The organism is Nocardioides sp. Leaf307 (genome assembly GCF_001423135.1).
GTDB lineage: Bacteria > Actinomycetota > Actinomycetes > Propionibacteriales > Nocardioidaceae > Nocardioides > Nocardioides kribbensis.
In genome coordinates, this window is record NZ_LMNY01000002.1 from 108,856 (window position 1) to 121,854 (window position 12,999).

Here is a 12,999-nt window from a genome sequence, read left to right on the forward strand (position 1 = left end):
GCGTCGATGACCCGTCCGTCCACCCGGTCCACCCGGTCGGGGCCGGGCATGGCCCGGACGGGCCCGCCCGTCGGTGCGCGGTGCGGGTCGTGGCATGGCCCGGACGGGCCCGCCCGTCCGTGCGCCGCCGGGGGCGTACGCCGCGTGGCAGGCTGACACCATGACCCGGGCCAGCGTCGTCGTCGCGGCGCTGCTCCTCGCCCCCGTCCTCGGGCTCGGCGCCTGCACCGACCCCGGCGCTCCGCGCCGGGCCGCCTCCCTCCCGGCGGACCCGTCGGTCGCCACCGCCCCCGAAGACACCGACGCATACACCGCCGGGTCCGACGCCGGGTCCGACGCCGGGTCCGACGCCGGGTCCGACGCCGGCGACGCGACGGCGGGCCCCGGTGCGCCCGGCGGCGGCACGGCCGCGGAGTCGGCGTACCTGGCGTGGCTGGGGGCGCTCGCGGCGCGCGACGCCGCCGGGGCCTGCGCGCGGCAGGCGCCCGAGCTGACGATCGAACTGCGCAGCAGGGCGATCCTGCTGGGTCGTGCCGGCCTCGGCGACCCCTGCACCGGCTTCGTCGGCGTGCTGTGGGACGAGCCGACCGAGACCCTCGCGACCGACGTCGCCGGTCTCGAGGTCACCTCGGCCACCGCGGAGCGGACCGTGCTGGCGGTCGACCTGCCCGGCCGCGACCAGACGGTGACGATGACCTACGACGACGCGCGGTGGCGGGTGCTCGCCACCGTGGCCCGGGGCGGCGGGGCCGTCGACGACGCCGTCACCGCGCGGTGGGTCGCGGCGTGGTGCGACCTCGAGGCCGGGTCGCCGTCGGGCGTCGTGGTGGACCTCATGGGCGAGCCGTCGGGCCGCTACACCGTCGCCGACGGCGGCGAGCCGCAGCTCTACTGGGCGGCCGCGCCCTACGACTTCCGCGCCTACCTCGACACCACGGGCCGGGTGCTCGACCTGGTCGGCGACTACGACGCCCTCACGGCCCGTGACCGGGCGCGGCTGCCCTGCCCCGAGCTGCGCTGAGCCCTGCGGTGACCGGCGGCGGCCGAGCCGGCGGCGTCGGCCCAGCCGACGCCGGGCCGCACGACCCGCCGGCCCGTCAGGGCGCGGCGGGCCCGGACGTCACCAGCCGCGCTCGGCCAGGCGGTGCGGCTGCGGGATCTCGTCGACGTTGAGGCCGACCATCGCCTCGCCCAGGCCGCGCGAGACCTTGGCGACCACGTCGGGGTCGTCGTAGAAGGTCGTGGCCTTGACGATGGCCTCGGCGCGCTGCTGGGGGTTGCCGGACTTGAAGATGCCCGAGCCGACGAAGACGCCCTCGGCGCCGAGCTGCATCATCATCGCGGCGTCGGCCGGGGTGGCGATGCCGCCGGCGGTGAAGAGCACCACGGGCAGCGAGCCGCGCTCGGCGACCTCCTTGACCAGGTCGTAGGGCGCCTGGAGCTCCTTGGCGGCGACGTAGAGCTCGTCGGGCAGCAGCGAGGAGAGCCGGCGGATCTCGCCACCGATGGTGCGCATGTGCATGACGGCGTTGGAGACGTCGCCCGTGCCGGCCTCGCCCTTGGAGCGGATCATGGCCGCGCCCTCGGCGATGCGGCGCAGGGCCTCGCCCAGGTTGGTGGCGCCGCAGACGAAGGGGGCGGTGAACTGCCACTTGTCGATGTGGTTGGCGTAGTCGGCCGGGGTCAGCACCTCGGACTCGTCGATGTAGTCGACCCCGAGGCTCTGCAGCACCTGCGCCTCGGCGAAGTGGCCGATGCGGGCCTTGGCCATGACGGGGATCGAGACGGTCTCGATGATCGAGTCGATCATGTCGGGGTCGCTCATCCGGCTCACGCCGCCCTGGGCGCGGATGTCGGCGGGCACCCGCTCGAGGGCCATGACGGCCACGGCGCCGGCGTCCTCGGCGATCTTGGCCTGCTCGGCGGTGACGACGTCCATGATCACGCCGCCCTTGAGCATGTCGGCCATGCCGCGCTTGACGCGGGTGGTGCCGGTGCCGGTGGTCTCGGACGGGGTGCCAGCGGTGTCAGCCATGGGACGAATTCTACGGCCGTTTACCTGCCCGACCCATTCGACGAGAGGGTCCTCACACCTCGGCGAGTGCCTGCTGGCGCACGACCCAGATCCGCTGCACCACGGTGACCGTGCTGGCCACGGCGAGGGCCCACAGCACGACGTGCAGCAGGATCGGGGCGTCGAAGATCGCGCTCAGCCCGGTCATCACCAGGATGGCCACGAGACGGTCGGCGCGCTCGGCGATGCCGACCTTCGCGGTGAAGCCGAGGCCCTCGGCCTTGGCGCGGGCGTAGGAGGTCACCGCCCCCATGAGGAGGCAGACCAGGCACAGCACGAGGTAGAGCGTGCTGTCGCCCGGGCCCGCGAAGTAGAGCGAGAGCCCGATGAAGATGGCGCCGTCGCCGATGCGGTCGAGGGTGGAGTCGAGGAAGGCGCCGAACTTGCTGCTCTTGCCCTGCGACCGGGCCATGTAGCCGTCGATGAGGTCGCTGAAGACGAAGGCGGTCGCCACCATCACACCGGTGAGCAGCATGCCCTGGGGGAAGAAGACGAGGGCGCCGGCGCTGAGCCCGAGGGTGCCGACGAGGGTCACCACGTCGGCGCTCACCCCGAGGCGGATCAGGAGGTGGGCGACGGGGGCGATGACCTTCGTCCAGAAGGCGCGGAAACGTTCCATCATGGCGGGAGCAGGCTAGCGGCCCGGCGCCGCGGCACCGGCACCCGCCTCGGCCAGGCGCTCGCAGACCTCGGCCACCGCGCTCGGAGCGCCGGCGACGTACCAGCGCCGGCCCGCGGCCTCGACGAGGCGCGCGACGCCCCCGACCCCGCGCAGGAGCGCCTCGCCGGGCAGCCGGTCCCAGTCGGGCACGGAGTGCTGCACGACCACGTCGACGACTCCGCCGGCGGCCAGCGCGGCGTCCATCGACCCCGACCCGAGCATCCGCACCGTCGCCGCGGGCGCCAGGGCGTGGCCCCAGGCCAGGCCGGCCGGGGTGGCGTGGGTCGGGGGGTGGCGGTAGGTCGCCACGCAGGCCTGGTCAAGGGTGCGGTCGACCACCGGGTCGAGCGCCACGCCGTCGCGCGTGCTCGGCAGGGCCGGGCCGCCGACCCAGGTCGTGTCGTCGTGGGGGTGGTGCACCGCCCCCAGCAGGGCGGCGTCGAGGCGCGAGGGGTCGCCCTCGACCAGGGCCAGGGCCGAGCACCACCCGGTGAGACCGCGCACGAAGTTGTAGGTGCCGTCGACGGGGTCGACCACCCAGGTGCGGCCGCTGCGCGAGACCCGCTCGGCGCCCTCCTCCCCCAGCACGCCGTCGTCGGGGCGCAGCGCGGCGAGCCGCTCGAGCACCAGCCGCTCCGCGGCGTGGTCGGCCGCGGTGACGACGTCGGAGACCGACGTCTTGCGGGTCGTGTCGAGGGCTCCGGCGCCGCGCATGCGCAGCGCCAGGCGCCCCGCGTCGCGCACGAGCGCGACGGCCAGCTCCACGTCAGCGGGGTCGGGACGCCGGTCGCGCGGCGCGGGAGGGGCCACGGCTCAGGAGGGCCAGGCGTCGGTGAGCAGCGCGCGGGTCTGGCCGAGCAGCTCGGGCAGGGTCTTGGTGCGCCCGATGATCGGCATGAAGTTCTGGTCGCCGGGCCAGCGCGGCACGACGTGCTGGTGCAGGTGGGCCGCGATGCCGGCCCCGGCGATCTCGCCCTGGTTCATGCCGATGTTGAAGCCGCCCGCACCGGAGACCGAGCGCACCACGCGCATGGCCGTGCGGGTCAGGTCGGCGATCTCCGCGGCCTCCTCGTCGGTGGTCTCGGTGTAGTCGGCGATGTGGCGGTAGGGACACACCATCAGGTGGCCCGGCGCGTAGGGGTAGAGGTTGAGCAGCACGAAGCTCAGCCGGCCGCGGTGCACCACGAGGCTGTCCTCGTCGGGCAGCGAGGGGATCCGGCAGAAGGGGCACTCCCCCGACGTCGCGTCGGCCGGCTTGTTCTCCCCGCGGATGTAGGCCATCCGGTGGGGTGTCCACAGCCGGTCGAGGCCGTCGGGCTCGCCGATGCCGTCCTGCACCAGGACCGCCTCGTCCTCGGCTCCTCGGCCGTTCACCGCGGGCCCTCGACCCGGGCGGGCGGGAGGTCGACGAGGTCGCTGGTCTCGACCCTCGCCGCCGCGTCGACGGCGGCGGAGGCCTGCTCGAGCAGCTGCTCGATGGGCTGGTCGGAGCGCAGCTCCAGCCCCAGGCTCCGGGCGTGGCCCTGGAGGATGAACCACACCGAGTCGGTCGTCAGCGCGACCAGCAGCGGGGCGGGCGGGGTCTGCTCGGGCTTGGCCATCCAGCGGCGCACGGCGCCGAAGACCGCGCCCACCAGGCCGAAGACCAGCGGGTCGAGGGCGGCGCGCTCGTCCTCGCTGACCTCGAGGTCGAGCAGGTCGACCGCGGTGGTGATCACCTCGACCACCTGGGCGGCGATCCGCTCGATGCCCTGCTGGAGCGGGCCGGAGCCGTCGAGGGAGGTGTCCTGCTCGGCCACGTGGTGCAGCGCGGGGTGGGTGGTGGCCCAGTCGACGTAGGTGCGCACGACGCGGCCGACGATCTCGGGGATGGTGCCGTCGAGGGTGACGGCGGGCAGCAGCTCGGCGGCCAGCCCCTCGACGATCGCGGTCTGCACGGCCCGGTCGAGGTCGGCGCGGTCGGCGAAGTGGCGGTAGATGACGGTGCGGCTGAGGCCGGCCTGCTCGGCGTACTGCTGCACGTGGACCTCGGCGCCGGGCTCACCGGCCTCGATCACCGCGAGGGCGGCGTCGATGATCTGCTGGCGCCGCTCCTGGTTGTGGCGGTCCCAGCGCGCCTGGCGCCCGTCGGGACGGCCGCGCTCGGTCGACGCCATCCCCACCCCGTCCCGTGCGCCCGTCGGCGCGTCGCTGTCGCTGTGCTGACAACCCTAACCCGTGGCACCGGCGTACTGTCGATCGCACGGGGCCATCCAGGCCCTCCACCAGAGGAACCGCCATGAGCGACAAGTCCCCGCGCCAAGCCCTGTCGAAGAAGTCCGGGAAGTCCCTCAAGGAGAAGCGCGGAGCCAAGCGCGACAAGGCGGCCGACGCCGCGACGAGCGGGGTGGAGAAGCTCACCGACCGCAAGCGCTGAGCCCAGCGCCGACCGCGCGCCCGGGCTCGGTCGGGCTCGGTCGGGCTCGCGCGCTCAGGCCCTGCTCGAGGTCCGTACGCCGAGCAGGGTCCGCCGGCGCGGCCGGGCGTCCGCCGCCTGCGCCGCGATCCGGTGCATCTCCGCGACGTCGACGACCTTGGTCCGGGGGCGCCCCGCAGCGGCACCGCGGCGGCGCTCCTCGGCGTCGATCGCGCGCCACCCGGCGAGGTCGACCACCGCGACACCGCGCTCCCGCAGCACCCGGGCCAGGTCGCCCCGCTGCGACCGCGGCCCCCCGACGGACCCGTCGGGCCCCGCGACGAGGCCGGCGTCGAGGTCGTCGAGCAGGGTCGACACCGTCTCCTGGGCGTCGGCCTTGTTGGTGCCGATGAAGCCGCTGGGGCCGCGCTTGGCCCAGCCGGCGACGTAGACGCCGGGGACGACCCGTCCGGCGGTGTGCGGCACGGTGCCGGTGGCGGCGTCGTGGGGCAGGCCGTCGACGGGCTCGCCGTGGTAGCCCACCGAGCGCAGCACCAGCCCGACGGGCAGCACCTCGGTCTCGCCGGTGGACCGCGCGCGCAGCACCCCGGCGGCGTCGGCGACCAGCTCGTTGCGCACCAGCTCGATCCCGCCCACCCGTCCGTCGGGTCCGGCGAGCAGCCGCGTCGGCGAGGTGAGGAAGCGCAGCACGATCGTGCGCAGCGCCGGGTCGGGGGTGCGGGAGGCGAGCTCGGCGAGCACCTGGCGGCGCAGGTCGCCCTCGACCCCTGGCGCGTCGCCCTGGCTCAGGGCCGCACCCCGGGTGTCGACCACGACGTTGACGCCGCGCAGCGCGGCCAGGCCGACCAGCTCGGGCAGGGTGAAGGCCGCCTGGTCGGGGCCGCGGCGCCCGAGCACGACCACCTCGCGCACCCCGCTGCCGGCGAGCACCGCCCACGGCACCCGGGCGAGGTCGGTGCCGGCCAGCTCGTCGGGATCGGCGGTCAGCACCCGGGCGACGTCGAGGGCGACGTTGCCGTTGCCCACCACCACCGCGCGCTCGTGGCCGAGGTCGACCGCGAGGTCCTGCTTGTCGGGGTGGCCGTTGTACCAGCCGACGAGGTCGGTGGCCGACAGCGATCCGGGCAGGTCCTCCCCCGGCACGCCCAGCGCCTTGTCGCTGGCCGCGCCGACGGCGTAGACGACGGCGTCGTAGTGCGCCACCAGCTCGGCGTGGGTGACCGCGGCCCCCGGGCCCTCACCGACCTCCACGCCCAGCAGGTACCGGAAACCGGGCTCGGCCTCGATGGCGGCGAAGAGGGTGGTGGCCCGCTTGGTGTGCTGGTGGTCGGGCGCGACGCCGGCGCGCACGAGGCCGTAGGGGGTGGGCAGCCGGTCGAGCACGTCGACGCGCGTCTCCGGGTGGCGCAGCAGCTCGTCGGCGACGTAGAGCCCCGCGGGCCCCGCGCCGACGACGGCCACGCGCACCGGCCGCGGCCGCTTCATCCGGCGCTGCTCGGCCACCACGGCCAGGGGCGTGCGGTCGGCGTGGGGGAAGACGTCGAAGTAGGCGGCGTTGATGTCGAGGAACGGCAGCTCCGCCTCGCTCAGCCTGGTGTGCGGCTTGATCGCGTCGACGGGGCAGGCCGTCGCGCACGCCCCGCAGTCGACGCAGGAGTCGGCGTCGACGTAGAGCATCTCGGCCGTCGCGAAGCCGGGCTCGCCCGGGGCGGGGTGGATGCAGTTGACCGGGCAGGCCACGACGCACGAGGCGTCGCTGCAGCACGACTGGGTGACGACGTAGGGCACGGGAGGGGTCCGCTCGGTCGGGTGCCGGCCGGGGTCGGCCGGGGTCGGCTGGGCTGGGGCGGGGCTCGGTGGCGGCTCAGGCGGCAGCCGAGGCGACCTCGCTGCGGAAGCGGCTGGGGCGGCCGTCGATCCCCATCCAGCGCCAGACCAGGCGCGAGACGCGGTTCATCATCCCGGTCTCCTCGGCGAGCATGCGCACGTCGCCGAAGAGGTCGCGCAGGAACTTCCGCGACTCCGGCTCGCGCCAGTAGAGGTCCTTGACCACCTGGCGCGGGATGCCGAGGTCGCGCTGCATCCGGCGACTGGGCACGAGGATCTCGTCGCACAGCACCCGCATCACGACCGGCACCAGCACCGACAGCACCGCGCGCTGGCGGCGGGTGAGCTTGGGCGCCTGGTGCTCGAGGTACTGGTGGGCGAAGCCGATGTGGCGGGCCTCCTCGGCGACGTGGATCTGCATGATCCGCTGGAGCAGCGGGTGCATGTCGTCGCCCGCGCGCAGCACCGACTTCTGCACGTGGTCGATCGGCTCCTCGCCGGCGAGCACGCCGTAGAAGAAGCCGAACGGCACCCAGCGCGCGGCCAGCGGCAGGAAGGGGCCGGCCATCCGGAAGAGCAGGCGCCCGCCGGGGACGTCCTGGCCCGAGCGGTTGACGAACTCCTGGAACATCTGGGTGTGGTGGCACTCCTCGGTCGCCTCGTGGGTGGAGTAGCGGAACTCCGCCGAGCGGTTCGGGAGGTTGAAGGCGAAGTTCATCAGGCCGCTGATGAGGATCTGCTCGAACTGCAGGCCCACCTTGCAGATGTTGGCCTGGCGGTAGAGGCCGACGCGGATCTGCTCCTCCAGCGGCAGCGAGCGGTACCAGTCGGTGCCACCGAGCACGTCGACGCGGGGCAGCACCCAGCGCGGGTCGTCGAGACGGATGGCGTGGTCGGGGTCGTCCCAGGCGATGTCGAGGAAGGCGTCGAAGTGCTGGTGCACCGAGGCCTCGGAGAGCGTGCGGAGCCGCTGCTCGTAGGCCCGGGTGCGCTCGGCGCGCACCGCCGCGTCGTCGGCGGAGGCCGTCGCACGGACCGGGGCGGCGGTGTCGTGGAGCGTGGGGGTCGCGGTCATCTCGCACCTCGTCGTGGCGTTGTCGTCGTGGCCGGAGCCCCGCTGCCTGCGGGGGCTCGTGCGGCAGTCCCACGGACGTTAGTGCGACACCGTGTCGGTGTAAATGGTGAGCGCGACACCACGTCACACTTACCCGTCGGTAACCACCGGAGGGGTGAGGGCGCCACGTCGTCGCGTCGGGCGCCGGCGCGTCAGTAGCGGTGGAACCAGCGACCCAGGTCGAGGTGCACGTCGCCGCAGGTGACGTTCTGGTCGCGGGAGGCCTCCACCCACTGGCCCATCACCGGCTCACCGCCCTGGATCACCCAGTCGTCGCCGCAGCGCGAGGCGGCCTCGGCGCGCGAGGTCTGGCCGGCGGCGCGCCACTCGGGCAGGCCGAGCTCCAGGGGGCCGACGACCTGCTCCCACAGCAGCGGGGTGGAGTACACCCCGATCCGGTAGCCGGCGTCGGTGTAGCCGCGGGCGACGCCCTGCACCACCGCGGCGTTGGCGGTGGGGTCGCTGCTCCACTCGAAGTCGGGCACCGGCTCGACGTCGATCCAGACCACCGGGGTCTCCAGGCCGGCGGCGCGCATCGACGCGACGTTGTAGCGCGCCTGCTGGTAGCCGGTGTTGGCCAGCCGCCCCAGCCGCGAGCCGGCCGGGTAGGGGCCGTCGGCGCCGTGGGTCCCCTGCTCGGCGGCGCTGGGGAAGGACGACACGGCGTAGGCCGAGACCAGCAGGTCGCGCTCGCGCGACTCGGCCACCTGGTCGGCCAGGCACGGGTTGGCCACGAAGCCGGGGCCGTTGGTCAGCCCGATCACGACGTAGCGCGCCTCCGGCAGCGGCGGGGGCAGCCCCAGCGTGCGCTTCTCGGGGATGCCGAGGCCCCGGGGGCACTGCGGCCAGCTGATGTCGCCGCCGAGCACCGGCCCGTCGAAGGCCGGGATGCGGCCCTCCTGCGCCCGGGCCTCACCCTCGGCGAGCGCCGCGAGGTCCTCGAGGTCCTGCGGGTCGGGCGCGTCGGGGTCGACGCGGCCGCCGGCGGCGCCGGGGTCCTGCGGCGAGGCCGAGCGCGGTGGCTCCACCAGCGGTGGCTCGCCCGCGGCCACGCGTTGCTCGGCCTGCTCGCGCGGTGCGACGTCGCCGCCCGAGCCACCGGCCCCGCCCGCGCAGGCGCTCAGCGCCAGGAGCGCGGCCAGCGCCGTGGGCGCCGCGGCCCACCGGACGGCCGTGCGGCCCGACGTACGCCGGCCCCGGGCGGCCCGCTCCCCCACGACCCGGCCCCCGACGCGCGCCACGACGCCCGCCTCAGACCTGCTCGCGCGACTCCACGGCGGCCGCGACGCGCGCGATCGCCTCCTCGAGCGGCACGCCGTTGTCCTGACGGCCGTCGCGGTAGCGGAAGGACACGGCGCCCGCGGCGAGGTCGTCGTCGCCGGCGATCATCATGAACGGCACCTTCTGCAGCTGGGCGTTGCGGATCTTCTTCTGCATCCGGTCGTCGGAGTCGTCGACCTCGACGCGCAGGCCCTGGGTGCGCATGCGGCGGGCCACGTCGTGCAGGTAGTCGGCGTGGCGCTCCGCGATCGGGATGGCCTGCACCTGCACGGGGGCCAGCCACGGGGGGAAGGCGCCGGCGTAGTGCTCGACGAGCACGCCGAGGAAGCGCTCGATGGAGCCGAACTTCGCGGAGTGGATCATCACCGGCTGCTGGCGCGAGCCGTCGGGGGCGACGTAGGTGAGGTTGAAGCGGTCGGGCGAGGGCTGGTTGAAGTCGTACTGCACCGTGCCCATCTGCCAGGTGCGGCCGATGGCGTCCTTGGCCTGCACCGAGACCTTGGGGCCGTAGAACGCGGCGCCGCCCGGGTCGGGCACGAGCTCGAGGCCCGACTCGGTGGCGACCTGCTCGAGCACGGCGGTGGCCGCGGCCCAGTCCTCGTCGGAGCCGACGAACTTGTCGGGCTTCGAGTCGTCGCGCGTCGACAGCTCGAGGTAGAAGTCGTCGAGGCCGAAGTCGCGCAGCACGCTGAGCATGAAGTCGAGCAGGTGCTTGACCTCGCCCGGCGCCTGCTCGGGGGTGCAGTAGGAGTGGGAGTCGTCCTGGGCGAAGCCGCGCACGCGGGTCAGGCCGTGCACGACGCCGGACTTCTCGTGGCGGTAGACCGAGCCGAACTCGAAGAGCCGCAGCGGCAGCTCGCGGTAGGAGCGCTGGCGGGCGTCGAAGATCAGGTTGTGCATCGGGCAGTTCATCGCCTTGAGGCGGTAGTCCATGCCGTCGACGTCGAGCGCGGGGAACATGCCCTCGCCGTAGTAGGGCAGGTGGCCCGAGGTGTGGAAGAGCCCCTCCTTGGCGATGTGGGGGGTGCCGACGTACTCGAAGCCCTCCTCGATGTGGCGCAGGCGGACGTAGTCCTCCATCTCGCGCTTGATCACGCCGCCGCGCGGGTGGAAGACGGGCAGGCCCGAGCCGATCTCGTCGGGGAACGAGAAGAGGTCGAGCTCGCGGCCGAGCTTGCGGTGGTCGCGGCGCTCGGCCTCCTCGAGGCGGTGCAGGTGCTCCTCGAGGGCCTCCTTGGTCTCCCAGGCGGTGCCGTAGATGCGCTGGAGCTGCTTGTTCTTCTCGTCGCCGCGCCAGTAGGCGGCCGCCGAGCGCATCAGCTTGAAGGCGGGGATGCGCTTGGTGGTCGGCAGGTGCGGGCCGCGGCACAGGTCCGACCACGCCACGTCGCCGTTGCGGCGCACGTTGTCGTAGATCGTCAGCTCGCCGGCGCCGACCTCGACGCTGGCGCCCTCGGCGGCGTCGTCGCTGCGCCCGGAGCCCTTGAGCCCGATCAGCTCGATCTTGTAGGGCTCCTCGGCCAGCTCGCTGATCGCTTCGGCGTCGGTGGTGACGCGGCGGTCGAAGCGCTGGCCCTCCTTCACGATCTTGCGCATCGCGGTCTCGATCTTGGCGAGGTCCTCGGGCACGAAGGGGGTCTCGACGTCGAAGTCGTAGTAGAAGCCGTCGGTGACCGGCGGGCCGATGCCGAGCTTGGCCTCGGGGAAGAGCTGCTGCACGGCCTGGGCCATGACGTGCGCGGTGGAGTGGCGCAGGATGTCGCGGCCGTCGGCGGAGTCGATGGCCACGCCCTCGACCTCGTCGCCCTCGCTCAGCGGGTGGGAGAGGTCCTTGAGCTCGCCCCCGACCCGGGCGGCGATGACCGAGGTGTCGTCGGTGAACAGCTCCCAGGCCTTGGTGCCCGCAGTGACCTCCCGCACCTCACGCTCACCGGCGTGGACGAGGGCGATCTTGAGGTCGGGCACGGGGGTCTCCTGACGGTGGGGCGGCGCCACCGGCCACGGGCCGGCGGGCGGCTCGGACGAGCCGGGTCAAGGGTAACGACAGCGCGGCCCGCACGGCTCCCGGGTTTGTCCGGGGCCGTGCGGGCCGCGCTCGTCGTACGCCGCCTCCGCCCGCGCACCGGCCGGCGTCGGGGCGTGGCGGGTGGCGCGCGTGGTGCGGGAGGGTCAGGCCATGTCGCGGTAGCGCTTCGCCGCGTCGAGCTGCTGGACGAGGAACGCCTCGTCGACGCGGCGACCGCCCTCGGGGTCGAAGCCGCGCTCGCCGGCGTAGAGGTCGGCGTAGGCCGCGGTGTCGCGCTGGAAGCGCCACCCCTCGCTGAGCGGGCCGGCGTCGTGGGCGTCGTAGCCGAGGCTGTCGAGCACCTCGGTCACCGTCCGCTTGGCCGCGGCGTCGTCGCCGGCGATGGCCAGCACGCTGCGCTCAGGGTCGCCCGAGGGGCGGGCGAGGCGCAGCAGGTGCTCGAAGTAGATGTTGTTGAAGGTCTTCACGACCTGCGACTCCGGCAGGTGGGCCTGGAGCATCTCGGCGGTCGTGGTCGACTCGTCGTCGAGCTCGGCGATGTGGCCGTCGCGCTCGGGGTAGTAGTTGTTGGTGTCGATGACGACCTTGCCGCGCAGCGGCTCGACCGGCACCTCGCGGTAGTTCTTGAGCGGGATGGTCACGACGACGACGTCGCCGGCCTCCGCCGCCTCGGTCGCGGTCGCCGCGCGGGCGTGCTCGCCCAGCTCGGCCACGAGGTCGGAGAGCGTCTCCGGCCCGCGGCTGTTGCTGACGACGACGTCGTGTCCGGCACGCACCGCGAGTCGCGCGACGGTGCTGCCGATGTTGCCTGCTCCGATGAGTCCGATGGTGGTCATGCTGGCTCCAACCCCGCCCGCCCGGCGCTGATTCCGTGGCCGTCGCCACGCCGATGCCGTGCCGACGCGGTGCCGACGCTCTGCCGACGCGTGGACGGAGGCGTGGACGGGGCGTGGGCGGGGCAGTGGGCGGGGACGTGGCGGGCGCGGGGGCGGACCGCCTTGGGCCAGCGGCGCGGGCGTGCCACGATGGCCGCGCCAGACCGGCACCCGGACGAGGCGCGTCGTACCCGGCCAGCGACAAGACGATGCCCAAGGAGCTCCCCATGTCCTGGATCGTCCTCGTCGTCTCCGGTGTCCTGGAGGCCGTGTGGGCCACCGCCCTCGACCGCAGCGAGGGGTTCACCCGCCTCGGCCCCGCGGCCGTCTTCCTCGTGGCCGCCGCCGCCAGCATGGCCGGCCTCTCCTGGGCCCTGCGCGAGCTGCCCGTCGGCACCGCCTACGCCGTGTGGGTCGGCATCGGCGCCGCCACCACCGCCGGCTGGGCCATGGCCACCGGCGCCGAGCCGGTCTCCGTCGTGCGCGTGCTGCTCCTGCTCGGCATCGTCGGCTGCGTCGCCGGCCTCAAGCTCACCCACTGAGGTCGGTGGCCGGCCCCGCGGGTTTCGCCAGCCGGCTGGCGAAACCCGCACCTGTCGGCCCACGCACGGGGCGACAGGTGCGGGTCCGGGCCGACCGGTGCGACGCGTGGGGCTGGTGGGACCGCACCCGGGCGACCCGGACGCGGCCCGTCCCGGCGGCCGACCCGAACGCCCGCCCGGGGT

At 74.4% G+C, this 12,999-nt stretch carries 13 protein-coding genes and 1 riboswitch; of the genes, 3 read left to right on the top strand and 10 right to left on the bottom strand.

The annotated features are described in order from the left end of the window. Window positions 1–160 precede the first annotated feature (160 nt). Window positions 161–1,021 carry a hypothetical protein gene (locus ASF50_RS09820; protein ID WP_056904383.1) on the top strand — a complete coding sequence of 287 codons (861 nt, stop codon included), beginning with the start codon at window positions 161–163 and terminating at the stop codon, window positions 1,019–1,021. A gap of 99 nt (window positions 1,022–1,120) precedes the next feature. Here ASF50_RS09820 and pdxS read toward each other — a convergent pair whose 3' ends face one another. From pdxS to ASF50_RS09845, 5 genes are read right to left on the bottom strand one after another with little or no spacing between them, the layout of a single operon-like run. Beyond that, entirely contained in the window at window positions 1,121–2,035 is a 915-nt protein-coding gene (pdxS, locus tag ASF50_RS09825) for a pyridoxal 5'-phosphate synthase lyase subunit PdxS (protein ID WP_056862745.1), read from the bottom strand. 52 nt (window positions 2,036–2,087) lie between these two features. Next, complete coding sequence (gene pgsA, locus ASF50_RS09830; protein ID WP_056904384.1) at window positions 2,088–2,696, bottom strand: phosphatidylinositol phosphate synthase; 609 nt, start codon at window positions 2,694–2,696, stop codon at window positions 2,088–2,090. Window positions 2,697–2,708: 12 nt separating this feature from the next. Next, window positions 2,709–3,545, bottom strand: coding sequence for an inositol monophosphatase family protein (locus tag ASF50_RS09835; RefSeq protein WP_056904385.1), 837 nt, complete (start codon window positions 3,543–3,545; stop codon window positions 2,709–2,711). Window positions 3,546–3,548: 3 nt separating this feature from the next. After that, the gene (locus ASF50_RS09840) at window positions 3,549–4,109 is read right to left on the bottom strand and encodes an HIT family protein (RefSeq protein WP_056904386.1); all 561 of its coding nucleotides are present in this window, start codon (window positions 4,107–4,109) and stop codon (window positions 3,549–3,551) included. Beyond that, window positions 4,106–4,891, bottom strand: a complete 786-nt coding sequence (locus ASF50_RS09845; RefSeq protein ID WP_156697724.1) for a TetR/AcrR family transcriptional regulator — start codon at window positions 4,889–4,891, stop codon at window positions 4,106–4,108. Before ASF50_RS09845 ends, ASF50_RS09840 begins: the two co-directional genes overlap by 4 nt. Window positions 4,892–5,013: 122 nt before the next feature. Here ASF50_RS09845 and ASF50_RS19460 point away from each other — a divergent pair, with 122 nt between their 5' ends. Continuing rightward, window positions 5,014–5,151, top strand: a complete 138-nt coding sequence (locus tag ASF50_RS19460) for a hypothetical protein (protein ID WP_165699018.1) — start codon at window positions 5,014–5,016, stop codon at window positions 5,149–5,151. A 54-nt stretch (window positions 5,152–5,205) separates the two neighbouring features. Here the strand turns inward: ASF50_RS19460 and ASF50_RS09850 are convergent, their stop codons facing one another. From ASF50_RS09850 to ASF50_RS09870, 5 genes are all read right to left on the bottom strand, one after another. Beyond that, a complete protein-coding gene (locus ASF50_RS09850; RefSeq protein ID WP_056904387.1) occupies window positions 5,206–6,939 on the bottom strand; it encodes an FAD-dependent oxidoreductase in 1,734 nt (577 codons plus the stop codon). 76 nt (window positions 6,940–7,015) lie between these two features. Continuing rightward, a complete protein-coding gene (locus ASF50_RS09855; protein ID WP_056904388.1) occupies window positions 7,016–8,053 on the bottom strand; it encodes an AurF N-oxygenase family protein in 1,038 nt (345 codons plus the stop codon). A gap of 191 nt (window positions 8,054–8,244) precedes the next feature. Continuing rightward, window positions 8,245–9,333, bottom strand: a complete 1,089-nt coding sequence (locus ASF50_RS09860; RefSeq protein WP_056904389.1) for a hypothetical protein — start codon at window positions 9,331–9,333, stop codon at window positions 8,245–8,247. Between the two features lie 10 nt (window positions 9,334–9,343). Then, window positions 9,344–11,338: a threonine--tRNA ligase gene (thrS, locus tag ASF50_RS09865; protein ID WP_056904390.1), complete on the bottom strand. Its 1,995-nt coding sequence runs from the start codon at window positions 11,336–11,338 to the stop codon at window positions 9,344–9,346. 204 nt (window positions 11,339–11,542) lie between these two features. After that, entirely contained in the window at window positions 11,543–12,445 is a 903-nt protein-coding gene (locus ASF50_RS09870) for an NADPH-dependent F420 reductase (RefSeq protein ID WP_268778354.1), read from the bottom strand. Continuing rightward, window positions 12,423–12,490, top strand: a riboswitch (guanidine-III (ykkC-III) riboswitch). It overlaps the preceding gene by 23 nt. A gap of 11 nt (window positions 12,491–12,501) precedes the next feature. On the opposite strand from ASF50_RS09870, the gene ASF50_RS09875 reads away from it, so the two are divergent. After that, the gene (locus ASF50_RS09875; protein ID WP_056862736.1) at window positions 12,502–12,816 is read left to right on the top strand and encodes a DMT family transporter; all 315 of its coding nucleotides are present in this window, start codon (window positions 12,502–12,504) and stop codon (window positions 12,814–12,816) included. Window positions 12,817–12,999 lie beyond the last annotated feature (183 nt).